Raw genomic sequence first — 22,731 nt, 5'->3', positions numbered from 1 at the left:
CCAGGAAAAGTGTGAAGCGGTTTTCGGTCCAGAATTGCGTCAGCTGCAAGCTGGTCCGGCCAAGGAGGTTTCGATGAACGCGCATGCTTTCACCAGCGACGTCGCCTTCACGCCGACCGTCAAGGCGATCCAGGCGCGCAAGGGATCGCGCCAGTCCTACGCCCGCGTCGAGGAGCGTGGCGGCTGGCAGGCTGTCATCACACCGGATCTTGCCGCCTTCATCGAGATGCAGACCAGCGTTTTCCTGTCGACGGCCAATGGCGATGGCCAGCCCTACATCCAGCATCGCGGCGGCCCGGCCGGCTTTCTCAGGGTGCTGGATGAAAAGACGATCGGCTTCGCGGATTTTTCCGGCAACAGGCAGTTTATCACGCAGGGCAATCTGGCGGACAATCCACGCGCCTTCCTTTTCCTGATCGATTACATGCTGCGCCAGCGCATCAAGATCTGGGGCACGGCGCGCGTCGTCGAGAACGATGCCGAGCTGATGGCGAGGCTGATGCCGCAGGATTACAAGGCGCGGCCCGAACAGGTCATCCTGTTCACCGTCTCGGCCTGGGATGCGAATTGCCCGCAGCACATCCCGCAGCGCTTCGAGGCGGCTGACGTGGCGGCAGCGCTCGGCGAGCGGGACAGGCGCATTCAACAGCTCGAGCAGGAGATCATGAAGCTGAAAGCCGCGTCGACGGGGCCCGACAAGGAATGATGATCGAGCGCCGGGGGCTCAGCCGCCGGCGGCTGTCTCTGCCAGCGCAATGCCATCCGGAGTCGGTTTCACCGGCACGATGCCGCGCGCCAGCGCCAGCAGGTATTTGGTGTATTCGGTGAACAGCACGCGCAACGCCCGCGGCTTGGTCAGCCAGCCGCCATTGTCGAGATTGGAATTGACCACCGGATAGGGTTCCAGCTTGGCGCCATGCAGCAGGCGGCCCATTTCCAGCAGGCTGCGCGGCATGTGGTAATTGTTGGTGACCAGGATCACCGTGCCATAGGCATGGCTTTCAACCCATTTGGCGCTTTCCTCGGCATTGCCGATCGTGTCGAGCGCGGCGCGGTCGATGTCGACGCAGCAGGAAAACAGGTTCTTGTCACCGCCGGTGGCTGCCTGGAGCTGGCGCCGGCTGGCCGAAGGATGCACGCCGCTGATCAACAGCCGCTCGCCCTTGCCGGAGGCCAGCAGATCCATCGCGGCATCAAGGCGCGACTGGCCGCCGGTCAGCACGATGATGGCATCAGCCTTGGCCGGATTAGCGGGCGTGGTGAGATGCGCGACCTTGTTGGCGAACCAGCCGAAGCCGCCGGCAAACAGTGTTGCGAGAACGAGGAGGGAGAGTGCGGATATGCGCAGTGCGGTTCTTAAACGGCTAAACCCGCCGTGGTCGCGCAAACGAGCAACCACCACTGGCATCTGTCCAGCCGTCCCGGTCGAATCCCGCACGTCCATAACCATATGGTTAATCCTGAAATGCGACCTTTGGTAGGTAAAAGACGCACTTTGCGTTACGTCGTTTCTCCATCCGTGATCGCCCTGCTTCGATCTCCGCCAGAGCAAGTTCCCTTTCACGCGTCGGGTTGGCGAACATCGATGTCGCTGAGATAGGCGACGACGGTGGCATGCGAGGTTGCCGCCGTCAGCGCGCCGATCACCAGCACCATGAGCACAACGCCGAGATAGCCTGCCGAGCCGATGGCGAAATTGCCGAACAAAGCGGTTGCCTGGTCGGCCTGCGGCGTCGCCATGTTCCGCGACGACCACCAGGAAAAGACGATGAAGACCAGCACCGCCGCCGCACCGCCGGCGGCCGCGCCCTTCATGCCGGTGACCAGGAAATGCCGGCGGAATTCGCGCGCGATGAAGGCCGCCTCGGCGCCGACGAAATGCAGCACCTCGATGATGTGGCCATTACCCGCCATGGCGCCGCGGGTCGCGAACACCACTGTCAGCACTGTCGCCGACAGCATCAGCGCCAGCACGGCAATGCCGATGGTCACCGTGGTGCGGGCCATGGCCACCAGCCGGTCGACCCAGGTGCGGTGATCGTCGAGCGACGCACTCGGCAGTTTCGGTGTGATGGCGGCGCGCATGGCGGCGAAGTCGGGCGGGCTGTTCTCGTCGATGGTGACGATGATCAGGCGCGGCACCGGCAGCTCGTCGATGTTGAGGCCCGAACCAAGCCATGGCTCCAGCAGCCTCGCGGTCGCATCGCGGTCGATGATCTTTGTCGACTTCACACCGGGGAATTCGCCGGCGATCTGCGAGGCCTGGGCAAGCGCGGCCTCCATATCGAGGCCGTCGGCCGGCTTGATCTGGATCGTCGCCTCGCGCGAGATCTGGTTCTCCCAGACCGAAGCGGTGTCGCGCACCAGCGTCACCGCGCCGAAGGTCAGGCAGGACAGGAAGGTCATGATGGCGATGACCAGGACGAGCGCCCGGCCGGCGATGTTCTGCGCCGGCACGATCGGCGCCATCCGGCGCTGGGCGCGCGGCCTTGCTTCGGCCGCCTCGGCTTCCTGCTCATGCTCTTGGAGATGTTCGGCGGACAGATCAGTCATAGATGTCCAGCCTTCCGCCGGCCAGGATCATGCGGCGCGCGTCGACCTGCTCCATCAGGCCGAGGTCGTGGGTGGCGATCACCACGGCGGTGCCGAGTCGATTGAGCTCGATGAAAAGCCTGAGCAGCCGTCGCGCCAGCGGCGGATCGACATTGCCGGTCGGCTCGTCGGCGAGCAGGATCTCGGGCTGCTCGATCAGGGCGCGCGCGATCGCGGCGCGCTGCTTCTCGCCGCCCGACAGGACCGGCGGCAGCACATGCATGCGCTCGCCCAGCCCCACCCATTTCAGCAGCTCGGTGACATCGGTGCGGTAGCTCGCTTCCTCGCGCCCGCGCACGCGCAGTGGCAGCGCGACATTCTCATAGGTGGTCATGTGGTCGAGCAGGCGAAAATCCTGGAACACCACGCCGATGCGGCGCCTGAGATGCGGCAGTTCGGTGCGCGAGATGCGCGAACGGTCCTTGCCGAAAATGGTGATCAGTCCGCGCGTCGGCTTCAGCGACATGAACAGAAGGCGCAGCAAGGTCGTCTTGCCGGCGCCCGAAGGTCCGCTCAGGAACTGGAAGGAGCGCTCCGGGATGTGCAGGGAGATGTCGCGGAGGATTTCCGGACCCATGCCATAGCGGAGGCCGACATTTTCGAAGCGAATCAATTTCGACGACCTGAAATTCCTGGCAGTGCCAAACCTGCCTGTTCTGCGAAAAGACCATCGGCCGGCATGGTTAACCGGCGGTTAATTCCTGGCTTGTTTCGACGCGTCACGAGGGCTCCGGTGGGGAAGCGTTAACCATTTTTGTTTACGCAAAAGAAACGAAAAGCGAACACGCGCAATAACGGGGCCATGATGGCTGACGAACGAACCGCGCGCCCGGTTTCCGGCGAAATCATGACCGATCCCCCGGCAATTGTCGCGGCGGAGCGGATCGTGCGCGGCCCGGCGGCTGATATCGTCGATGCCGACTATGAAGTGATGCCGCGCCCTATCCCTGCCGTGGAAAGCGCGTCACCGCCGCCGCGCCCGATTGTCACGCCGTCCATCGAGGGTATGGACATGCTGCGCAAGCCGGAAGCGCCGGCGGAACGGCCGCCGGCCGCGCGCGGCGGGCCGATCTTCTGGATCGCCGGCATCGGTGCCGCCTTGGCCGCCTTCTGGGTATCCGGCGGGCATGCGCTGGTGCGCCAGGCGCCGTTCCTGTCCGGCGCACAAGCCTCGGCGCTGACCATCTCGGGCGTCACCTCGCGCGTCGACGCCTCGGGAGCCAATCCGGTGCTGTTCGTCGATGGCGAGGCTGCCAATGACGGGACTGGGCCGGCGACAATGCCGCCGCTCGAAATCCGCGTGACCGGCAATGACGGGCGCACAACCCGCTATACGTTGGGGACATCCGGCCATTCGCTGGCATCGGGCGAAAGATTCGGCTTTGCCAGCCGCCTCGACGTGCCTAAGAACGGCGTAAGGACCGTTTTGGTTACTTTCGCCGAATAGCGTGTGTCGATATTCAGGTGATGCCGGCCTGCAAACGGCGGTTCCCTGCGCTTCCGGTGCTCACGTACTTAAGTACGCTCCGCTCCGGTTCTCGGAAACCACCGTTTTCGGCTCGGCCTGACCTGAATCTCAACACACGCTCGATGCGAAGGCGTTTGGGTAAGAAACTTGAGGGGGCGAAAAATGCCAATCGTACGCGGCAAGGACATCGAAGTCCTGTTTTCGGCGTCGGCGATCGCGCGGCGCAATCTCGAGCTCGCCAAGGAGATCGCCGGGCACGACTATCACGATCTGCTGGTGATTTCGGTGCTGAAGGGCTCGTTCATCTTCGCCGCCGACCTGATCCGTGCCATGCACGATGTCGGCCTGTCGCCGGAAGTCGAGTTCATCTTCATTTCCAGCTATGGCGCCGGCACCACCAGCGGCGAGGTGAGGGTGCTGCGCGACATCGACAATGAGGTCGCCGGCCGCGACGTGCTGCTGATCGACGACATCCTGGAATCGGGCAAGACACTGACCTTCACCCGTGACCTGATGCTGGCGCGCGGTGCGAAAAGCTGTTCCATCGCCGTGCTGCTCGACAAGCGCATGCGCCGCCAGACCGCGCTCGTCGCCGACTATGTCGGCTTCGACTGCCCCGACTATTTCGTCGTCGGTTACGGCATGGACGTCGCGCACGCCTTCCGCGAATTGCCGTTCGTGGGTGTCGTGAAGGGCGATGCGTGAGGCCACTGCCTCCGACCGACAAGTCCTGAAAAAGGCCTTAACGGCGCTGCAAAAATAGCCCGGCCAGGGGCTGGGCGCTTTCAGGAAAAGTCAACTTTTCGCGGCCAAATTGCCGGCCATGGCAAAGCTTTTGATCGTCGAGGACGATGAGTCCGTCCGCACCCTTGCAGCCCGCGCGCTTGAACGCGCAGGCCACGCAATCGATATCGCCGCCGATGGCGCCCAGGGCCTGGCGCTGATCCGCGCCGCGCATGGCGGTTACGATCTCGTCGTCTCCGACATCCGCATGCCCGAGATGGACGGCATCGAGATGGCGATCGCTGCGGCGGCCCTTTTTCCGGCAATGAAGATCATGCTGATGACCGGCTATGCCGATCAGCGCGAGCGCGCCGAGGAGTTGAACGGCATCATCCTCGATGTCGTGCAGAAGCCGTTTACACTGGCCGAAATCCGTTCGCGCGTCGAACGCGCGCTGATCTGCTTCGCCTGATCAGACCGGATCGGTCGCGGCCAGCACTGGCGCCGCGCTCTTGCGCCGCTCGGTGTTGAGCGCGAGCAGGCCGGCGCCGATGATCAGCGCCGCGCCGATCACGGTCGTCGACCTCGGCACCTCGGCGAAGAACAGGAAACCCCAGAGCGGCGACCACAGAATGCCGGTGTATTCGAAGGTGGCGACGCGATTGGCCGGCGCCAGCCTGTAGCCCTGCGACAGAAGGATCATGCCGGCGGAGGCGACGAAGCCGCAGGCGGCCATCTTGAGGAAATCCGGCAGCGTCGGCCATATCCACGGCCGCACCAGGAATTCGACGCTGGGGTGGACGGCGTGGGTTATGCCGGCCAGGTGGAATGTGCCGGCAACCACGGCGGCGCCGACGAGATAGGCGCCGTTCTGGTAGAAGGCCATGACCGTCGACGATTCGGTATCGCCGATCTTGCGCGCCATCAACTGCGAGAATCCGTAGAGCGCCGCCGAGCCGAGCGACAGCAGCGCTGCCCAGTCGAACAGGCCGGCGCCAGGGCGCACCATCACGATGACGCCAAGCATTCCGATCAGCACGGTCGCCAGCGTCCGCCACGAGACGCGTTCGCCGAGATAGGGGCCGGCCAGCGCCATGATGAACAGCGGCGCCATGAAATAGAGCGCCACGGCGTCGGCCAGCGGCAGCGCGGCGATGGCCAGATAGTACACCGTGTAGGAGGTGAACTGGATGAAGGCGCGTATCGTCAGCAGGCCGAACCGCTTCGACAGGATTGCCCGCAGCCCGACATCGGCGTTGACAAGAATGATCAGGATCGGCAGGGCGACGATCGAGCGGATCGCCATCACCTCGGTCACCGGGTAACCGCTCGACACGGCCTTGACGAGCGGGTCCTGCAGCGAGAACACCAGCACGCCCAGGCACAGGTTCAGGATGCCGCGCACCATCCTATTCTGCATCTGCGTTCCGGCTCCTGCGCGTACGATCCGAAGCAGCCCGCCTCCAGATCAAAAAGAACCCGCCACCGTTTCGGGCAGCGGGCACGAGTGAGGACTCTTTGAATTGGTCCGCAGCCGATTTCGCAGCCGCATATCCAATGGGTAAGACGACTATCATCCGGCGTTTGACATGTTGCAAACGAATTGGAATGATGCCTGCAATCAAATCTGCTTATGATGGAAAGCATGCGTCCGACCCTCGACAGCGATCTCCTGCGCACCTTCGTCGCCATCGCCGAGGCCGGCAATTTCACCCGGGCGGCCGAACAGGCCGGGCGCACCCAGTCGGCCGTGTCGATGCAGATGAAGAAGCTTGAGGAGCTGGTCGGCGACAGCCTGTTCGAGCGCGGCTCGCGCGGCGTCGCGCTGACGCGGCGCGGCGGCGAACTCATCGTCAACGCCCGCCGCATCGTCTCGCTGCTCGACGAAACGGCGGCCTCGATGGCGGCGCCGCCGCTCGGCGGACCGGTGCGCATCGGCATTCCGGAGGAATATGGCCACGCCATCCTGTCGCGCGCGCTCGGCGCGTTTTCGAAACGCCACACCAAGGTAGAGGTCACCGTGCGCTACGCCCATTCAGAGGCGCAGCTGGCGGCGCTCGCCGCCGGCGAACTTGATCTGTGCGTGGTGTTCGAATGGCAGGATCCGGCCGGCGGCGAAGTGCTGATGCACGACCCGACGGTCTGGGTGACGTCGACCCTGCATCATATGCACGAGGAACGGCCGGTGCCGATCGCGCTCTACAACCGGGTCAGCTGGTGCAAGGACTTCGCCATCAAGTCGCTGGAGCAGCGCGGTCTTGCCTATCGTGTCGCCTATACCAGCGATACGACCGGCGGCCTGAAGCTTGCCGTTACCTCGGGACTGGCGATCGCGCCGATCTCGCGCAGCAACATTCCGGACGGCTGCCGTGAACTGACGTCCGCCGACGGGTTCGGCGACATCGATTCCTCCAATGTGGTGATGCATCGCAACCCGAACGCGTCAGGCGAGGCGATCGACGGCATGCAGGAGGCGATCCGCGAAGCGTTCGTCAACCGGTAAGCTCAGTCTTTGACATCCTCATAGAAGGTCAGGCGGTTGCCGAACGGATCGCCGACCGTGACCTCCTTCGTCTTCCAGGGCGTCTCCTCCAACCCCGGCCTGGCAAAGCGGTACTTTCTTTCGGTCAACTCGTGATGCAGCCCCGCAATGTCGGTCGTCTCGATCCGGATGTGAGAGCCCGGCGCGCCATCGCCATGATGTTCGCTCAGGTGCAGGACGCAGCCGTCGCGATGAACGCCTGTGTAAAGCGGTGCGTTGTCTTCGAAACGGTGTTCGAACTGCACTTCGAAACCGAGAAAACCGACATAGAATTCATGCGCCTTGGCAACATCGAAGATGCGCAGGATGGGCGTGACAGTGCCGAGCTTCGGCATGGTGTTGCAACCGTTCGAGCGGGGTTGGGTGGAGTGTGGGGGCGGCGGACCCTATTTCAGCTCGAGCAGCCGTTCGAGATAGCTACGCTCGATATCGGGGCTGAGCGCGTTGCCGAGCCGTTTGCGGATGGCTTCCAGGATCTGGCGGGCGCGCTGGACGTCGATCTCGTCGGGGACCTTCACTGAATCGCCGAAATCGGGACCCTGGCTGGCGCGCGGCCGGCCGAGCGGGTCACGGTCGGCATTCTGCTGACGCCCGCCTTCCTGGCTGCCGCCCTGGTCGCCCTGCATGGCCTGCATCTGCTTCATCATGTCCTTGGCGCCCTTGCGCAGCGCCTCGAGTGCCCGGCCCTGGTGGCCGACGGCCTCGTCGCCCTGGCCCTCGCCAAGCGCCTGCTCGGCGCTGCCCATCGACTTGCCGGCCTCGCCAAATCCTTCATTGGGCTCCATGCCCATGCCTTCGAGGCTCTTCTTCAACTGCTCGAGGTCGCTCTTCAACTGGCCTTGGCCTTCCTGCAGCTGCTTCAGCGCATCGGCGAATTCCTGCGGCGTCATCGGCTTTTGCCTCGCCAGCGGATCGCGGTCCTTGCCGACGCCTGGCTTGTCCTGGTCCTCGCCACCGCCTTGGCCAAGCTGCTCGTCGCGGTTCTGTCCGCGCTGGCGCTCGCCGCGCTGCATCTGGTCCATGCGGAACGTGTCGTTCATCATCTCCTGCTGGCGGCGCAGGATCTCGCCGAGCTTGTCCATCTGCTGGCGCATCTGGCTGTCCTGCTCGCCGCCTTGCTGCTGACGGCCGGCCTGGAGATTGTTCATCATGTCCTGCAGCTGCGACAGCAATTGCTGCGCCTTGTCGCGGTCGCCCGACTTCGCCAGGTTTTCGATCTGGTCCATCATCCGGTCGATGTCGCTCTGGCGCAGTTCCTGGCCGTTCTGCTGCATTTGCGGCGCGTTCGGGTTCTGCTTGGCGCGTTCGGCGAATTCCTGCAGGAACTGGTTCATCGCCTCGCGCAGTTCCTTCATCGCCTTCTCGATTTCGGCATCGCTGGCGCCGTTCTTGATGGCCTCCTGAAGCGCCTGCTGCGCCTGGCGCAGCCGCTTCTCCGCCGCCGAGAGGTTGCCCTCTTCGATGCCGAGCGCGATTTCCCAGAGATAGGCGACCACGCCGCGCAGCTGGTCGTCGTTGCCGGCCAGCTTCAGCCGGCTGCGCGCGCTCATGATGGCGAGGTAATGGGACATGTTGTCGAACGTGTCTTCCGGCCGCAGCGTGATGGCGTCGATCAGGTCGAGCACATGCGGCTTGGCATTGGCGTCGAGCGCCAGCAGGCGGCGTTGTTCGATCACCGCCCGCGCCAGCGGGTTGGTGAAAGGCCGCTCCGGCATCACTAGCGTCTTGGTTTCGCTCGAAGAGGTGTGACCGGCATCGTCGGTGGCGACCAGCGTCAGCTTGATGCTGCTGCCGGCCCAGACATGCTCAGTCAGGTCCTTGGTGGTCTTGGCGGCATTGGACTTGCCGCCGCGGCGCGGCAGCGCCAACGGCATTTCGGGCGCGCCGTAGAGCGGATGCGCGCCCGGCGACTGCGGGTCGGCCGGCGCGAAGACCGCCTTGGCGGTGGCGGCGCCATAATCGTCGTCGATCTGGTAGTTGAGCTCGAAGGCGCCGTTGGCGGCACGCTTGGGCTCGCCGACAAAGCGGATCTGCGGCGGTTTGTCCGCGATCACGGCGAAGGCCCAGCGGCCGAGCTGATCCTCGCCCGATTTCAGCGTCAGCGTGCCGTCGCCGGTCAGCTTGCCGGTGAACTGGCGCACCTTCGAGGGGGATGTAACGGCCGGCACCGCCGGGCTTGCGGCTGGCTTGGCGCTGGCCTGTGGTCCGGCAGGGTCGATGGTGCGCGAATTGCCATCTTTGTCGGCATAGGCGAGCGTTTCCTCGCCCGAGCCTCCGGTGACGCGCAAGGAGACATCGCTGCCCTCAGGCACATGAAACGTAGGTGTCGCCTGATTAGCGTCGGCAGTCAGGAAGATTGGCGGCTTGCCGGTGTAGGCAGGCGGAGTCACCCAGGCATCGATGCGTGGCGGCACGGCGTCGTGCGCGCCGTGGGCGCTGAAGCCGTCTTCTATCCTACCGCCTGTCGGCCCGAAGGAGAAGGCAAAGGCCGTGACGAGCAGCAGCGCCGCCACGGCGCGCAGCCCCCATGGGTCGCGCTCCGGCACCCGGGTGCGCGGCAGGTCGGCGCCAAGGGTGTCGAGCCTGGCAGCCATGCGCTTCTGGTGTTCGCGCCACAGCGCCTGCGAAAAGCTGCTTTCGCGGCCGCTTGGCCGGTCGGCCTGCACCAGCACGGGGCTGTGCAGCAATTCGTTGGCGGCCTCGATGCGGCGGTCGACCTCGGCGGCGCCAGGCAGGCGGAAGAAACGCAGCGGATAGAGCGCCGCCAGCCCTGCCAGGCCGAATGCTGCGACAAGGCCGACGCGCGCGACATCCGGCAGCCGGGAGAAAACGCCGAACCAGGAGATGCTCAGGAACAGGCAGGCGATAAGGATCAGCGGCAGCAGCAGCGGCCAGCCGCGCTCGACCATCATCGAGACCCGCGTCGCCAGCCGGCTGAGCGCAAGGCGCCCGGCGAGACCGCGATCGCTAGAGATGGGTCGTTGCGTCATCGGCCCTTCCTGGAATCAGGCGGGATAGCCCGATCCTCACGACTCGAAGAATACCAGCAAACACGGCAAAGGCGAGGCGCTCTCAGAAAATGTGAAACCGCCGAAATAGTTGCAATCAGAAATTGCCGGGGTTTGCGTTGGCGCCACAGACCAGCACGGCGACGCGTTCGCCCGGGGCCGGCGTGTAGCGGCCGGACAGGATCGCGGCGAAGGCGGCAGCCCCACCCGGTTCGGAGATGATGCGCACCCGGTTCCACAGCGCCTTCTGCGCGGCGATGATGTCGTCGTCACTGACCAGGATGGAGCGCTCGACGAAGGCTTCGGCGATCGGGAACATCATTTCGCCGACGCGCTTCGGCGCCAGCGAATCGGCGGCGATGCCTTCCGCCGGTGCGTCGACGGGACGGCCGGCCTCGAAGGCGCGATGAAGCGTCGGCGCGCCCTCGGGCTCGATGGCGATGATGCGGATGCGGCCGGCATACCAGGCGGCGATGCCGCCGATCAGCCCGCCACCGCCGACGGCGACCAGCAATGTGTCGATCTGCGGCAGATCGTTCTCGATCTCGAGCCCGAGCGTGCCCTGGCCGACCAGCGTTTCCTCCTGGTTGAAGGCGTGAATCTGCAAGGCGCCGGTTTCCTGCGCGAAACGTTCGCTGGCGGCCAGCGCCTCGGCATAGCGGGCGCCGCCGACGACCAGGTCGGCGCCATACGAACGAATGCGGTCCAGCTTGGCCTGTGGGCTCACTTCGGGAACGAAGATGGTTGCCTTGTGGCCGAGCCGCATGGCGGCATAGGCGACAGCGGCGCCATGGTTGCCACCCGATGCGGCCACGACACCGGCCGCGGGAACCGGCCGTTCCAGAAGATTGGTGAAGGCGCCGCGCGCCTTGAACGAGCCGGAATGCTGCAGGCATTCGAGCTTGAGGTCTACCGCCAGCGGCGGCCGGTCGAAATCGACCATGTCGACGCGCAGCACCGGCGTATGCCTGATATAGGGGCGGATGCGCGGCTCCATCGCGGCAATGCGTTCGCGTGTGACGGTGTTACCCTGCGACATGATTTGCTCCTCGGGATTGACAGCAATTAGTAACTTGGCAAAATGGCTAAATGCAAGAGGTTGATGTCTTCAAGGCGATCGCCAACGAACGCAGGCTGCGGATCCTGGACTGGCTGAAGGATCCGCGCGCGCATTTCCCGGCTCAGGCGGATGGCGATCTGGTCGAGGATGGCGTCTGCGCGCTGCTGATCGCCGAGAAGCTCGGCATCACGCAGGCGACGCTATCCGAGCATATGCGCGTGCTCACCCAGGCCGGCCTGCTCCGGCCCAAGCGCATCAAACAATGGACGTTCTACCGCCGTGATGAAGACAGGATCGCCAAGACAAGGACGCTCCTCCAGAACCGGCTGTAGCGGTGTCGGCGGGAGGCTTCTATGCCAGCCAGTCTGGCACCGAATCCAATCCGATGAGGTCGTCATAGGTCAGGCGCGGTCGCACGACGTGGAAACGGTCGCCGTCGACCAGCACCTCCGGCACCAGCAGGCGGGTGTTGTAGGTGCCGGCCTGCACGGCGCCATAGGCGCCGGCCGTGGAAACGGCAACGAGATCGCCGGCCTTGAGCCTCGGCAGATCGCGGTCGAGGCCGAGATAGTCACCGGTTTCGCAGACCTGGCCGACCACGTCGACCATCATGCGCGGCGTGTCGGCCGGCGGCTGCACGACCGGCCTGATATCATGAAAAGCATCGTAGAGGGTCGGCCGGATCAGATCGTTCATGGCGGCGTCGACGACCAGGAAATTCTTGGCGTCGCCTTCCTTCACGAAGATCACTTCCGAGACGAGGATGCCGGCATTGCCGACGATCAGCCGGCCCGGCTCGAACATCACCTTCAGGCCGAGCTTGGTGACATGCTTCCGGACGATCTGGGCATAGGCGTCGGGCAAGGGCGGCGGGTTGTTGTCGACGCGGTAGGGGATGCCGAGGCCACCGCCGAGATCGACATGCTCGATCGAATGGCCGTCGGCGCGCAGCGCGCCGACCAGGTCGACCAGCAGGGCGAAAGCGTCGTCGAAGGGCTGCAGCTCGGTGATCTGGCTGCCGATATGGGTGTCGATACCGGTGACCTTGATGCCCGGAAGCGTTGCCGCGCGGGCATAGACCTGCCGCGCGCGCTGCCAGGCAATGCCGAACTTGTTCTCGGCCTTGCCGGTGGAGATCTTCTTGTGGGTCTTGGCGTCGACATCGGGATTGATGCGCAGCGAGATCGGCGCCACCTTGCCGAGCGCCGTGGCCCGCGCCGACAACAGTTCGAGTTCAGGCTCGGATTCGACGTTGAAGCAAAGGATGCCGGCTTCGAGCGCAAGGTCCATTTCGCGCGCCGTCTTGCCGACGCCGGAAAACAGGATCTTGCTGGCCGGGATGCCGGCTGCCAGCGCCCGGCGCAACTCGCCTTCCGAGACCACGTCGGCGCCGGCGCCGAGCCTGGCCAGGGTCCGCAGCACGGCCTGGTTGGAGTTGGCCTTCATGGCGTAGCAGACCAGCGCGTCGAGGCCGGCGAAGGCCTGGGCAAACACGCGGTAGTGCCTGGTGAGCGTGGCCGTCGAATAGCAGTAGAACGGCGTGCCGACCTGGGCGGCGATATCAGGGATTGCCACGTCCTCGGCATGCAGCACGCCGTCGCGGTAGTCGAAATGGTTCACGAGAGTGATTCCGGAAGTTGGAGCACGATGAGATCGGGCCAAACCCGGTCTGATCGGTTCTAGATCAGCGGGTCGAGGATGAACTTCTTGTCCTTGACCGGTTTTTCCGGCTCCGGCGGCAGCGGCTGCTTGGCCTTCTCGGCATCCTTGCGCGCCTGCACGGCCGCCTCATAGGGCGTGTCGAGACCGGCCTTGCGGCCGCAGGCGGTCACGGCGGCCATCGCCGCCAGCAGCGTCAGCGTCACCAAAATCCTGCTTCCGGTCATCGATCCATCCGTCCGAAACGTTTTGTCAGCCGCCGCTTTTAGCCGAGTTCTCGGCGCATTGCACCCCGGATATTGCCGGTTGCAACATCCGGGATATTGCCGTTGCAATATCGGGCATCAGGCTTTGGCCAGCCGCTTTTTCCAGTAGCGGATCTGCTTCCTCACTTCCGACGGCGCGGTGCCGCCGAAACTGGTGCGGCTCTTGACCGAATTCTGCACCGCCAGCACCGAGAAGATATCCGATGTGATGCCGGGGTTGATCGACCGCAGGTCCTCCAGCGATAGCTTTTCAAGGCTCACCTTCTTCTCCTCGGCCAGCGCCACCGCGCGGCCGGTGACGTGATGCGCCTCGCGGAACGGCAGGCCGAGCGTGCGCACCAGCCAGTCGGCGAGGTCGGTCGCTGTCGCGTGACCGGAGCCTGCGGCCTTCTTCATCGCCGCCGCGTTTACCGTCATGTCCGAGACCATGCCCGTCATCGCCGCCAGCATCAGGTCGAGCGTCTCGGCGGCATCGAACACCGATTCCTTGTCCTCCTGCATGTCCTTGCCATAGGTCAAAGGCATGCCCTTCATCACCGTCAGCAGGCCGACCAGATGGCCGTTGACGCGGCCGGTCTTGCCGCGCACCAATTCGGCGGCGTCGGGGTTCTTCTTCTGCGGCATGATCGAGGAGCCGGTGGAAAAACTATCCGACAGCCTGATGAAGCCGAATTGCGGCGTCGACCAGATGATGATCTCCTCGGCCAGCCGCGACAGATGCGTGGCGCAGATCGCAGCCATGGCGAGGAAGTCCAACGCGAAATCGCGATCCGACACGCTGTCCAGCGAATTGCGCATCGGCTCGCGGAAGCCGAGCGCCTTTGCCGTCTGGTGGCGGTCGATCGGGAAGCTGGTGCCGGCAAGGGCGGCGGCACCGAGCGGGCTCTCGTCCATGCGCTCGATGGCATCGCGCACGCGCGACAGGTCGCGTGCAAACATCTCGACATAGGCCATGCAGTGATGGCCGAAGGTCACCGGTTGCGCCGCCTGCATGTGGGTGAAGCCCGGCATCACGGTCGCCGCGTGCTCCTCGGCCCGCTCCAGCAGCGCCGTGATCAGCCCCTTCAACGCCTCGGCGACGCGGAAGCATTCGTCCTTGACCCAGAGCCGCAGATCCACCGCCACCTGGTCGTTGCGCGAGCGCGCCGTGTGCAGGCGGCCGGCGGCCGGGCCGATCAGGTCGGCGAGGCGGGCCTCGACATTCATGTGGATGTCTTCGAGCTTGGTCGAAAACTCGAAGCTGCCGGCCTCGATCTCTTTCAGGATCGTGTTCAGCCCGTGAGCGATTTTTTCTTGATCGGCCGCCGAAATAATGCCCGTTTGCGCCAGCATCTCGCTATGGGCGATCGAGCCGCGTATGTCCTGCGCGTAGAGTTTGCGGTCGAACGAGATCGACGCGTTGATCGCTTCCATGATCGCGGCCGGACCCGAGGCAAATCGTCCGCCCCACATCTGGTTGCTGGTCTTCTTGTCGCTCATCGCTATAAAACCCGTGCTTCGGAGCAGTTTTGAGAAAATGGCAGACGGAAACAGATTTTTCCCGGCCCCGCGCCTGATCCTCGCCGCTTTGGTGGCGGGAGCGCTGGCCGGCGCGGTCGCGGTATATGTCAGCGAGAGCCGGTCTGGCAACAATGCACCGGCCCAGGTGGCGGTCGGCGGCAGCAAGGACGACGTCGCCTGCGCCGCCAAGAGCGACCGCGCCAAGAAGATCGCCGCCGCCGCCACCGGCGAGGTCGCGGCGCTTTTGCCCGCCGATCCGCCGCAATCGATGAAAAGCCTTGCCTTCAACGGTCCGGACGGCAAGCCGATGACCATCGCCGACCATGCCGGCAAGACGGTGCTGCTCAACCTCTGGGCAACGTGGTGCGCGCCGTGCCGCGCTGAAATGCCGGCGCTCGATGCGCTGCAGAAGGAGAAGGGCAGCGACAGCTTTCAGGTGGTCGCCGTCAATGTCGATGCCGGCGACGATGTGAAGCCGAAGAAATTTCTCAAGGAAACAGGTGTCGAAGCACTCGGCTATTACCGGGATTCGACGGTGGCGCTGTTCAACGACCTCAAGACGCGCGGCTTGGCGCTCGGCCTTCCCGTCACCATGCTGATCGACGGCGAAGGCTGCCTGATCGCGCATATGAACGGCCCGGCCGAATGGTCGGGGCCCGACGCCAGGCGGCTGGTCGACACGGCGCTCGGATCGTGAGCGATCAGGCCGAGCGCGCGCTTGGCTTGAGCAATACGAGACTGCCCTCCCGATGGCCGGCGCGCGCCGGAGTGCGCTTGCCGTGGCCGGTCAGGTCGTCAAACGCCTCGATCGGCGCCGGCTTGCCAAGATAGTAGCCCTGGCCGATCTCGCAGGCTTCGGCGTCCAGGAATTTCAGTTCGCCAAGCGTCTCGACGCCTTCGGCAAGAACCGGCAGGCCAAGGCCGCGCCCCAGGCCCAGCACGGCGCGCACGATCGCCGCGACCTGGCCGTTTGTGTCGACCGCCTTGATGAAGGAGGAGTCGATCTTGATCTTGTCGAAGGGGAAGGCGCGCAGGTTGGAGAGCGAGGAATAGCCGGTTCCGAAATCGTCCATGGCCACGCGCACGCCAAGCGACTTGACCTGCCGCAGGGTTGCAAGCGCACGAGGCATGTCCTTCACCAGCGCGGTTTCGGTGATCTCGAGTTCCAGCCGTGTCGGGGCAAGACCCGTTCTTAGCAACGTCTCGTGGACCTTGCGGCTGAAATTGGGATTGTGAAGCTGGACCGCCGAGACGTTGACGGCGACCGTCAGCGGATTTTCCCAGCGGGCGGCTTCCTCGCAGGCCGCGTCGAGCACCCAGTCGCCGATCTGCCCGATGGCGCCGCTTTCCTCGGCCACCGGGATGAATGTCGCGGGGGAAACGTCGCCGCGTTCGGGATGGCGCCAGCGGATCAGGGCTTCGAAGCCAACCATCTTGCCGCTGCTGATCTCCTTCTGTGGCTGGTAGACGAGGTAAAACTCTTTGCGCACGACGGCCTGGCGCAATTCGTGCTCCATAATGCGCTTGTCGCGGGCCTCGGCGCCCATCGAGGCCTCGAAATAGCGATAGGTATCCCTGCCTTCGGTCTTGGCGCGATAGAGCGCGGTGTCGGCATGGCTGATCAGGCCGGTCGAGTCTTCGGCATCGAGCGGATAGATCGCGATGCCGATGCTGGCCGAGACCAGCCCGCCGCCGGCCGCGACCCGGTTTTCCTCGCGCATGGCGGCGAGCAGCGAGGCGGCGATGCGGCCCGCCGCCTGCGGGTCGGGCAGGTTGGGGGCGATGATGGCGAATTCGTCGCCGCCCAGGCGCGCAAGCATCTGTCCGTGGCGTAGAATGCCGGCTGCGCAGGTCGCCACCTTCTGCAGCATCGCGTCGCCGGCGCCATGTCCGTAAAGGTCGTTCACCTCCTTGAAACGGTCGAGGTCGAACAGCAGAAGCGCAAGGTGCCGGCCTTTGACGCCCTTTTCGGTATTGGCGATCCGGTTCATGGACGCGATTTCCATGTCGAGACGGCTGGAAAAGGAGCGGCGGTTGGCCAGTCCCGTCAGCGGGTCGAAATGGGCGAGACGAAGGATCTCCTCCTCCGCCTTCTTGCGCTCGCGGATGTCGCGGACGGCGATGACGTTGTGGGGCTTGCCGCAATAGTCGATGCTTCGGGCGATCAGCTCGACGGGAATGCGCGTCCCGTCGCGATTCCTCAACTCCGCCTCCCATGGCTGGCCCGCCAGGCTGGCGGCGTCGGTTGCGGTGTGTTCGTCGAAGAGTTCGCGCAGTTCCATGCCGTCCAGGGTCGCGGCAAGCGTGCCGGTCAGCTTGCCCATGCTGTCATTGGCGCTGACGATGCGGTTGCCGTCGCAGACGATAAGGCCCTCCACGGCGGCATTGGCCAGGCCGTGCATGCGATCGACCTCGAGCTTCTGGCGGCGGAAGCGCAAATCGATCCACAGCGCCGATGCCGACAGCACCAGGATCACCAGCGTGGCGGCCGCTGCCGCGAAAGCCTGCGACGTCGGCTTGATCGTGTACTCGGATATGACGATCGAGGAATCCGGAAAGATCGAGACGGCGCCCATGCCGATGAAATGCAAGGTGCAGATCGCCAGCGTCAGCAGCACCGCGCCGACGGATGTCGCCGTCAAGGAGGGGCGGCGCAGCACGACATGCAGTGCCAGCGCCCCGAGGGTCACGCCGGCCAGCAGGGAAACGGCGACCATCAACAGGTTCCATTCGATGCGGCCCTGCACCTCGAACGCCGCCATGCCGATATAGTGCATGGCCGCGATGCCGCCGCCCAGAACGGCGCCGCCAACGAGATGATACTCGAACTCGTCGCGCAAGGTGGCAATCCACATGCCGCCAGCCGTCAGCGCGACCGAGGCGGCGAGCGAGAGCACGGAGAGCCACGGATCGTAGGCGCTGGGTATGCCCGGCGTGAACGCGAGCATGGCGATGAAATGCGTTGCCCAGATGCCGAAGCCGGTCGACGTGGCCGCGATCATCAGCCAGACAAGCCGGTTCCGGTCCGTCGAACGGCTGATGTGGTGAAGCAGGCTGACGGCGGAGAAGCAGGAAATTCCGCAGATCAGCGCGGCGAGTGCGACCAGTCTCAGATCGTGCTGGTTCACGATGCAATTGTAGACTGTCAACATCTTATATCCCCAAGCCCATTGGAAATAAAAAACGAAATATGACTGATTAGGGCTTGGCTGTTGAAGGATCGATAAAGTCACCTGCAACCAGGGCGTGCTTTCCCGGCGCATTTACACCCATCGTCGTTCCCATACTTCATGTCCCCTTTAGCCGGATAATCATGGCGGCCGGTATGGTCTTTACGTCCGCTACAGTCGCCCTAGCTACCCAAGGCGCCGGTGCGTTCTGATGCCGGCCAAGCCGCCGAGGGAGAGGAACGAGCAGCTGTGCAAAGGCCGGAGAGCCACAACAGAACTGTCACATACCTTCTCTAAGAGAGCGGGCAAGGACTTGCGCAAGACCCTTGTCACCAGCCACTCAAGAGGGAATACCATGACCATGATCAAGCGGGGCTTTGCTGCCCTTGCCGCTGGTGCGCTTAGCACCGCGCTGGCGATGCCTGCTTCTGCAGAACCGGTAAAATTCGACTTCTGGTTCGGCCTTTCGGGCGATCTTGCCCGTGTCGTCGACACGCTGTGCAAGAACTTCAACGCCTCGCAGAAGGACTACGAAGTCGTCTGCACCAGCCAGGGCAACTACGACGCCACGCTGCAGAATACCATTGCCGCCTTCCGCGCCGGCAAGCAGCCGGCCGTCGTCCAGGTCTATGATGTCGGCACCGCCACCATGATGCTGTCAGGCGCCTACAAGCCCGCCGACAAGCTGATGGAAGAGAACGGCTACAAGATCGACTACGCCGACTATTTCCCGGGCATCGCGCGCTACTACGCCACGTCGAAGGGCGAGATGCTGTCCTTCCCGTTCAATTCCTCGACCCCGCTGATGTACTGGAACAAGGACGCCTTCGCCAAGATCGGCAAGACCGAAGCGCCCAAGACCTGGGAAGATGTCGGCGCCGACCTCAAGGCGTTGAAGGAAGCGGGCTACGAGTGCCCGATGGCGATCAACATCTCGGCCAATGAAAGCTGGCAGCTGATGGAGCAGTTCTCGGCGCTCCACAACCAGCCGATCGCCACCAAGAACAATGGTTATGACGGTCTCGACGCGCGTCTGGAAGTCAACAAGACCAAGTTCGTCCAGTACGTCACCGATCTCAAGAAGTGGTATGACGCGGGCCTGATCAAGATCAAGTCCAAGGATCTCGGCCAGGACATGGTCCAGGCCTTCGCCTCGGGTACCTGCCAGGTCATCCTGACCTCGGTCGGCGACCACGGCACGGTCGGCAGGACCCAGAAGGAAGGCATGAAGTGGGATGTCGCCGAACTGCCGGTCTATGCCGGCACCGAGCGCAAGAATTCGCTGGTCGGCGGCGCATCGCTGTGGGTGCTCTCCGGCAAGTCGGATGCCGAGTACAAGGGCGCTGCCGCCTTCCTCAACTTCATCCACGACCCCAAGACCGCGCTGTTCTGGTCGACCAACACCGGCTACATTCCGGTGACGAAGTCGGGCTTCGACTACATGAAGGGCCAGGGCTTCTACGACAAGGCGCCCTACAAGGGCCGTGAAGTCGCCATCGCCAGCCTGACCGCGTCCGAGCCGACCGAAATCACCCGCGGCATCCGGCTGGGCAACTTCACCCAGATCCGCGCCGAGTTCGGCACGCAGATGCAGGCCATCTTCGCCAACAAGGTCAGCGTCCAGGAGGGCCTCGACACGCTGGTCAAGAATGGCGACGCCATCCTCGACCGCTTCCAGCAGACCTATCCGGGCAAGACCCTGCCGTGATCGTCGAAACGTCAAGGCCGCCCGTCGAGATTCGACGGGCGGCCATTTCATATCTAGTCTTGCCCCAAGAAAGTGGGCTGGCTGTTCAAACAGCATCGGCGGATCGATGGAAAAACGCGTCACTTTCGGCAAATGGACGATCGGCATCCTTTTCGCGGTGCCGCAGCTCCTGCTGATCTTCACGTTCTTCTACTGGCCGGCGGGCCAGGCCGTGTACTGGTCACTGACGCTGCAGCAGCCCTGGGGCGGCGGCAACATCTGGGTCGGGCTCGATAATTTCCGCTCGATCCTGTCCAACGCCGATTACTGGAACTCGATCACCGCCAGCCTTGTCTTTGCCGGCATCAGCACCGGGCTTGCGATGTTCATCGCGCTTGTGCTCGCGGCATTGACCGACCGGCAGCTCGCCGGCTCGCGTTTGTATCGTGTGGTGCTGATCTGGCCCTATGGCATCGCGGCACCCGCGCTGGCGATGGCGTTCCGCTTCATCCTGGCGCCGGAGGCCGGCTTCATGGCCGTGGTCAACCAGGTCTGGCCCGGCTTCTGGGATCCCGGCCTCGACGGCGCCGACGCCATGGCTTCGATCATCGTCGCCTTCTCGTGGAAATATGTCGGCTACAACTTCATCTTCTTCCTGGCGGCGTTCCAGGCCATCCCGCGCTCGCTGATCGAGGCCGCCGCCATGGATGGTTCCGGCGTCATCAGGCGTTTCTGGGACATACAGTTTCCGCTGATCACGCCGACCATCTTCTTCCTTCTGGTCATCAACATCACCGAGAGTTTTCAGGACTCCTTCGGCATCGTCGACATCATGACCGCGGGCGGCCCGGCGAACGCGACCAATCTGATGGTCTACAAGATCTATTCCGACGGCTTCAAAGGCCTCGATTATTCAGGTGCCGCCGCGCAGAGCATCATCCTGATGCTGCTCATCATCGTGCTCACCATCTTTCAGTTCCGCTTCATCGAGCGGCGCGTGCATTACAGGTGAGATGGATATGGTCGAGCGCACCCCGTTCCTCAATTTCTTCACGCATCTGATCCTGTTCATCGGCTTCGTCTTTTGCATCGCGCCTTTCGTGGTCGTGGTGATCGCTGCGTCGCATAACCTCAAGGACGTCAACGACGTGCCGATGTCGCTGCTGCCGGGCAGCGATTTCTGGGTCAACATCAAGACCGCCTGGACGACGGCCGATCTCGGTCCGAAGCTCCTCAACAGCTTCATCATGGCGACGGGCGTCGCCGCCGGCAAAGTGATCGTCTCGGCGCTCACCGCCTTCTCGATCGTCTACTTCCGCTATCCCGGCCGCATGCTGATCTTCTGGCTGATCTTCATCACCCTGATGCTGCCGCTCGAAGTGCGTATCGTGCCGACCTATGCCGTGGTGGCCAACGTGCTCGAGCCGTACCAGGCGATCCTGGACCTGACCGGGATTTCCTGGCTGATCGAAAAAGTCTCGGGCGTGCAGGTCCAGCTCAGCCTCGGACTGCTCAATTCCTATAGCGGCCTGATCCTGCCGCTGGTCGCCACCGCGACCGGCACGTTCCTCTACCGGCAGTTCTTCCTGACCGTGCCGGACGAACTGACCGAGGCCGCGCGGATGGACGGCGCGGGGGCGCTGCGGTTCTTCATCGATATCCTGCTGCCGCTGTCACGCAACAACATGGCTGCACTCGGCACCATCATGTTCCTGTGGGCCTGGAACCAGTATCTGTGGCCGCTGCTCATCACCACAGACCAGTCGCATGCGATGGCGGTGACCGAGCTCAAACAACTGATCCCCAATGTCGGCGGCATTCCGGAATGGCACATCGCCATGGCCGGCACGCTGATCGTCATGCTGCCGCCGCTGATCGTCGTTGTGCTGATGCAGCGCTGGTTCGTGCGCGGCCTGATCGCCACCGAGAAATAAGGAGACAAGAATGGCCTCCATCACAATACGCGGCATCAAGAAGAACTACGCCAAGACGCAGGTCGTGCATGGCGTCGATCTCGACTTTGCCTCGGGCGAGTTCGTCGTCATCCTGGGACCGTCCGGCTGTGGCAAGTCCACGCTTCTCAGGATGATCGCCGGGCTGGAAGAGATTTCCGGCGGCGAGATCGCGATCGACGGCACGGTGGTCAACAAACTCGAACCGCGCGAGCGCGGCTGCGCGATGGTGTTCCAGAATTACGCGCTCTATCCGCATATGAGTGTTTCGCAGAACATCGGCTATTCGCTCAAGGTCGCCGGCGTTCCCTCGGCCGAACGCCAGCAGCGCATCCAGGCGGTCGCCCGCACGCTGGAGCTCGAACACCTGCTCGACCGCAAGCCGATGGCGCTTTCCGGCGGCCAGAGGCAGCGCGTCGCCATGGGCCGCGCCATGATCCGCGAGCCGAAGGTGTTCCTGTTCGACGAGCCGCTGTCCAATCTCGACGCCAAGCTGCGCGTGCAGATGCGTTCGGAAATCCGCAAGCTGCATCGCCGGCTGAACGCCACCTCCGTCTTCGTGACCCACGACCAGGTCGAGGCGATGACGCTGGCCGACCGGCTGGTGGTGATGAATGGCGGACGCGTCGAGCAGGTCGGCACGCCGGGTGAAATCTATACCCGCCCGGCCAGCCGCTTCGTCGCCACCTTCGTTGGAGCGCCGGCCATGAACATTCTCGAAGGCACGGTCGATCTCGACGGGCTGTCGCTGCTCGGCGGCAGCCGGCGCCTGGCCATGGCACGCGCCGGCCTGCCCGTCGGTACAAAGGTCGCGATGGGCATCCGGCCGGAGGCCGTCCGGCTGGTTGCGCCCGGCACGGCAGGCGCGCTCGACGCCACCGTCGACCTGGTCGAGGAACTGGGGGCGGGGCGGGTCATCTATGTCGATCTCGACGGCGCGCCGTTTTCGGTGATGACGTCGGAGGCGGTCCATCCCGAGCCCGGCAGCCAGGTCGGCCTGAAGATTTCGCCGGAGGACATGCATTTCTTCTCGTCGGAAACGGGAGCCCGCCTCGATGTCTTCAAGGCGTCGGTGCCCGAGCCGGCGCTCTGATCTTCAAGCCA

General features: G+C 64.1%; 22 protein-coding genes. 11 read left to right on the top strand and 11 right to left on the bottom strand.

The genetic code is table 11. From position 1 onward, the window contains the following. The first annotated feature begins 73 nt into the window (after positions 1-73). On the top strand, positions 74-706 hold the full coding sequence (locus QQK95_RS28295) for a pyridoxamine 5'-phosphate oxidase family protein (protein ID WP_284277727.1): 633 nt from the start codon (positions 74-76) through the stop codon (positions 704-706). Between the two features lie 18 nt (positions 707-724). Here the strand turns inward: QQK95_RS28295 and QQK95_RS28290 are convergent, their stop codons facing one another. The 3 genes from QQK95_RS28290 to ftsE all read right to left on the bottom strand — a co-directional run bounded on the left by QQK95_RS28290 (position 725) and on the right by ftsE (position 3,205). Beyond that, positions 725-1,450: a YdcF family protein gene (locus tag QQK95_RS28290; RefSeq protein WP_284277725.1), complete on the bottom strand. Its 726-nt coding sequence runs from the start codon at positions 1,448-1,450 to the stop codon at positions 725-727. A gap of 110 nt (positions 1,451-1,560) precedes the next feature. Continuing rightward, positions 1,561-2,553, bottom strand: coding sequence for a cell division protein FtsX (locus QQK95_RS28285; RefSeq protein ID WP_284277724.1), 993 nt, complete (start codon positions 2,551-2,553; stop codon positions 1,561-1,563). Next, positions 2,546-3,205 carry a cell division ATP-binding protein FtsE gene (gene ftsE, locus QQK95_RS28280; protein WP_010911739.1) on the bottom strand — a complete coding sequence of 220 codons (660 nt, stop codon included), beginning with the start codon at positions 3,203-3,205 and terminating at the stop codon, positions 2,546-2,548. The genes QQK95_RS28285 and ftsE overlap by 8 nt, the downstream gene beginning before the upstream one ends. A gap of 189 nt (positions 3,206-3,394) precedes the next feature. Between ftsE and QQK95_RS28275 the strand changes: the two genes are divergently transcribed. The 3 genes from QQK95_RS28275 to QQK95_RS28265 all read left to right on the top strand — a co-directional run bounded on the left by QQK95_RS28275 (position 3,395) and on the right by QQK95_RS28265 (position 5,255). Continuing rightward, on the top strand, positions 3,395-4,039 hold the full coding sequence (locus tag QQK95_RS28275; RefSeq protein WP_284277722.1) for a fimbrillin family protein: 645 nt from the start codon (positions 3,395-3,397) through the stop codon (positions 4,037-4,039). A gap of 183 nt (positions 4,040-4,222) precedes the next feature. After that, a complete protein-coding gene (hpt, locus tag QQK95_RS28270) occupies positions 4,223-4,765 on the top strand; it encodes a hypoxanthine phosphoribosyltransferase (RefSeq protein ID WP_284277721.1) in 543 nt (180 codons plus the stop codon). Between the two features lie 118 nt (positions 4,766-4,883). Beyond that, positions 4,884-5,255 carry a response regulator gene (locus QQK95_RS28265; RefSeq protein ID WP_010911735.1) on the top strand — a complete coding sequence of 124 codons (372 nt, stop codon included), beginning with the start codon at positions 4,884-4,886 and terminating at the stop codon, positions 5,253-5,255. Here QQK95_RS28265 and QQK95_RS28260 read toward each other — a convergent pair whose 3' ends face one another. Then, positions 5,256-6,203 (bottom strand): DMT family transporter, encoded by a 948-nt coding sequence (locus tag QQK95_RS28260; RefSeq protein ID WP_284277719.1) that lies wholly within the window; start codon positions 6,201-6,203, stop codon positions 5,256-5,258. 225 nt (positions 6,204-6,428) lie between these two features. On the opposite strand from QQK95_RS28260, the gene QQK95_RS28255 reads away from it, so the two are divergent. Then, positions 6,429-7,286, top strand: coding sequence for a LysR family transcriptional regulator (locus tag QQK95_RS28255; RefSeq protein ID WP_172223602.1), 858 nt, complete (start codon positions 6,429-6,431; stop codon positions 7,284-7,286). Between the two features lie 2 nt (positions 7,287-7,288). Here the strand turns inward: QQK95_RS28255 and QQK95_RS28250 are convergent, their stop codons facing one another. The 3 genes from QQK95_RS28250 to QQK95_RS28240 form a co-directional block, all read right to left on the bottom strand. After that, positions 7,289-7,660: a glyoxalase superfamily protein gene (locus tag QQK95_RS28250; RefSeq protein WP_284277717.1), complete on the bottom strand. Its 372-nt coding sequence runs from the start codon at positions 7,658-7,660 to the stop codon at positions 7,289-7,291. A 51-nt stretch (positions 7,661-7,711) separates the two neighbouring features. After that, positions 7,712-10,315, bottom strand: a complete 2,604-nt coding sequence (locus QQK95_RS28245) for a TIGR02302 family protein (RefSeq protein ID WP_284277716.1) — start codon at positions 10,313-10,315, stop codon at positions 7,712-7,714. A gap of 115 nt (positions 10,316-10,430) precedes the next feature. Continuing rightward, positions 10,431-11,372, bottom strand: a complete 942-nt coding sequence (locus QQK95_RS28240) for a threonine/serine dehydratase (protein ID WP_284277715.1) — start codon at positions 11,370-11,372, stop codon at positions 10,431-10,433. A 50-nt stretch (positions 11,373-11,422) separates the two neighbouring features. Here QQK95_RS28240 and QQK95_RS28235 point away from each other — a divergent pair, with 50 nt between their 5' ends. Then, on the top strand, positions 11,423-11,725 hold the full coding sequence (locus QQK95_RS28235) for an ArsR/SmtB family transcription factor (protein WP_284277714.1): 303 nt from the start codon (positions 11,423-11,425) through the stop codon (positions 11,723-11,725). Positions 11,726-11,744: 19 nt separating this feature from the next. Here QQK95_RS28235 and lysA read toward each other — a convergent pair whose 3' ends face one another. From lysA to argH, 3 genes are all read right to left on the bottom strand, one after another. Then, the gene (lysA, locus tag QQK95_RS28230; RefSeq protein WP_284277713.1) at positions 11,745-13,013 is read right to left on the bottom strand and encodes a diaminopimelate decarboxylase; all 1,269 of its coding nucleotides are present in this window, start codon (positions 13,011-13,013) and stop codon (positions 11,745-11,747) included. A gap of 59 nt (positions 13,014-13,072) precedes the next feature. Next, a complete protein-coding gene (locus QQK95_RS28225; RefSeq protein ID WP_019861402.1) occupies positions 13,073-13,279 on the bottom strand; it encodes a hypothetical protein in 207 nt (68 codons plus the stop codon). A 117-nt stretch (positions 13,280-13,396) separates the two neighbouring features. Beyond that, on the bottom strand, positions 13,397-14,797 hold the full coding sequence (argH, locus tag QQK95_RS28220; RefSeq protein WP_284277712.1) for an argininosuccinate lyase: 1,401 nt from the start codon (positions 14,795-14,797) through the stop codon (positions 13,397-13,399). 37 nt (positions 14,798-14,834) lie between these two features. Between argH and tlpA the strand changes: the two genes are divergently transcribed. Continuing rightward, positions 14,835-15,515: a thiol:disulfide interchange protein TlpA gene (gene tlpA, locus QQK95_RS28215; RefSeq protein WP_284277710.1), complete on the top strand. Its 681-nt coding sequence runs from the start codon at positions 14,835-14,837 to the stop codon at positions 15,513-15,515. A gap of 4 nt (positions 15,516-15,519) precedes the next feature. Here tlpA and QQK95_RS28210 read toward each other — a convergent pair whose 3' ends face one another. Further along, entirely contained in the window at positions 15,520-17,970 is a 2,451-nt protein-coding gene (locus QQK95_RS28210; RefSeq protein ID WP_284277709.1) for a bifunctional diguanylate cyclase/phosphodiesterase, read from the bottom strand. A 373-nt stretch (positions 17,971-18,343) separates the two neighbouring features. Between QQK95_RS28210 and QQK95_RS28205 the strand changes: the two genes are divergently transcribed. From QQK95_RS28205 to QQK95_RS28190, 4 genes are all read left to right on the top strand, one after another. Continuing rightward, positions 18,344-19,696 (top strand): extracellular solute-binding protein, encoded by a 1,353-nt coding sequence (locus QQK95_RS28205; protein WP_284277707.1) that lies wholly within the window; start codon positions 18,344-18,346, stop codon positions 19,694-19,696. 106 nt (positions 19,697-19,802) lie between these two features. Beyond that, positions 19,803-20,687, top strand: a complete 885-nt coding sequence (locus QQK95_RS28200) for a carbohydrate ABC transporter permease (protein ID WP_284277703.1) — start codon at positions 19,803-19,805, stop codon at positions 20,685-20,687. A gap of 7 nt (positions 20,688-20,694) precedes the next feature. Next, on the top strand, positions 20,695-21,609 hold the full coding sequence (locus tag QQK95_RS28195; RefSeq protein ID WP_284277702.1) for an ABC transporter permease subunit: 915 nt from the start codon (positions 20,695-20,697) through the stop codon (positions 21,607-21,609). A 10-nt stretch (positions 21,610-21,619) separates the two neighbouring features. After that, positions 21,620-22,720 carry a sn-glycerol-3-phosphate import ATP-binding protein UgpC gene (locus tag QQK95_RS28190; protein ID WP_284277699.1) on the top strand — a complete coding sequence of 367 codons (1,101 nt, stop codon included), beginning with the start codon at positions 21,620-21,622 and terminating at the stop codon, positions 22,718-22,720. Positions 22,721-22,731 lie beyond the last annotated feature (11 nt).

The sequence above is a fragment of the Mesorhizobium huakuii genome (assembly GCF_030160235.1).
Classification (GTDB): domain Bacteria; phylum Pseudomonadota; class Alphaproteobacteria; order Rhizobiales; family Rhizobiaceae; genus Mesorhizobium; species Mesorhizobium huakuii.
Note: the sequence above shows the minus strand (reverse complement) of the source record. Positions and strands in the feature narration are given on the sequence as shown.

What these genes read in the sequence shown, in the direction of transcription:
- QQK95_RS28250 (WP_284277717.1), bottom strand. Translation starts at nt 7,660, where the DNA reads ATGCCGAAGCTCGGCACTGTCACGCCCATCCTGCGCATCTTCGATGTT.
- QQK95_RS28255 (WP_172223602.1), top strand. Translation starts at nt 6,429, where the DNA reads ATGCGTCCGACCCTCGACAGCGATCTCCTGCGCACCTTCGTCGCCATC.
- QQK95_RS28195 (WP_284277702.1), top strand. Translation starts at nt 20,695, where the DNA reads ATGGTCGAGCGCACCCCGTTCCTCAATTTCTTCACGCATCTGATCCTG.
- argH (WP_284277712.1), bottom strand. Translation starts at nt 14,797, where the DNA reads ATGAGCGACAAGAAGACCAGCAACCAGATGTGGGGCGGACGATTTGCC.
- QQK95_RS28210 (WP_284277709.1), bottom strand. Translation starts at nt 17,970, where the DNA reads ATGTTGACAGTCTACAATTGCATCGTGAACCAGCACGATCTGAGACTG.
- QQK95_RS28235 (WP_284277714.1), top strand. Translation starts at nt 11,423, where the DNA reads ATGCAAGAGGTTGATGTCTTCAAGGCGATCGCCAACGAACGCAGGCTG.
- QQK95_RS28260 (WP_284277719.1), bottom strand. Translation starts at nt 6,203, where the DNA reads ATGCAGAATAGGATGGTGCGCGGCATCCTGAACCTGTGCCTGGGCGTG.
- QQK95_RS28295 (WP_284277727.1), top strand. Translation starts at nt 74, where the DNA reads ATGAACGCGCATGCTTTCACCAGCGACGTCGCCTTCACGCCGACCGTC.
- QQK95_RS28225 (WP_019861402.1), bottom strand. Translation starts at nt 13,279, where the DNA reads ATGACCGGAAGCAGGATTTTGGTGACGCTGACGCTGCTGGCGGCGATG.
- QQK95_RS28285 (WP_284277724.1), bottom strand. Translation starts at nt 2,553, where the DNA reads ATGACTGATCTGTCCGCCGAACATCTCCAAGAGCATGAGCAGGAAGCC.
- QQK95_RS28200 (WP_284277703.1), top strand. Translation starts at nt 19,803, where the DNA reads ATGGAAAAACGCGTCACTTTCGGCAAATGGACGATCGGCATCCTTTTC.
- QQK95_RS28265 (WP_010911735.1), top strand. Translation starts at nt 4,884, where the DNA reads ATGGCAAAGCTTTTGATCGTCGAGGACGATGAGTCCGTCCGCACCCTT.
- QQK95_RS28245 (WP_284277716.1), bottom strand. Translation starts at nt 10,315, where the DNA reads ATGACGCAACGACCCATCTCTAGCGATCGCGGTCTCGCCGGGCGCCTT.
- tlpA (WP_284277710.1), top strand. Translation starts at nt 14,835, where the DNA reads ATGGCAGACGGAAACAGATTTTTCCCGGCCCCGCGCCTGATCCTCGCC.
- QQK95_RS28190 (WP_284277699.1), top strand. Translation starts at nt 21,620, where the DNA reads ATGGCCTCCATCACAATACGCGGCATCAAGAAGAACTACGCCAAGACG.
- hpt (WP_284277721.1), top strand. Translation starts at nt 4,223, where the DNA reads ATGCCAATCGTACGCGGCAAGGACATCGAAGTCCTGTTTTCGGCGTCG.
- QQK95_RS28205 (WP_284277707.1), top strand. Translation starts at nt 18,344, where the DNA reads ATGACCATGATCAAGCGGGGCTTTGCTGCCCTTGCCGCTGGTGCGCTT.
- QQK95_RS28275 (WP_284277722.1), top strand. Translation starts at nt 3,395, where the DNA reads ATGATGGCTGACGAACGAACCGCGCGCCCGGTTTCCGGCGAAATCATG.
- QQK95_RS28290 (WP_284277725.1), bottom strand. Translation starts at nt 1,450, where the DNA reads ATGGTTATGGACGTGCGGGATTCGACCGGGACGGCTGGACAGATGCCA.
- QQK95_RS28240 (WP_284277715.1), bottom strand. Translation starts at nt 11,372, where the DNA reads ATGTCGCAGGGTAACACCGTCACACGCGAACGCATTGCCGCGATGGAG.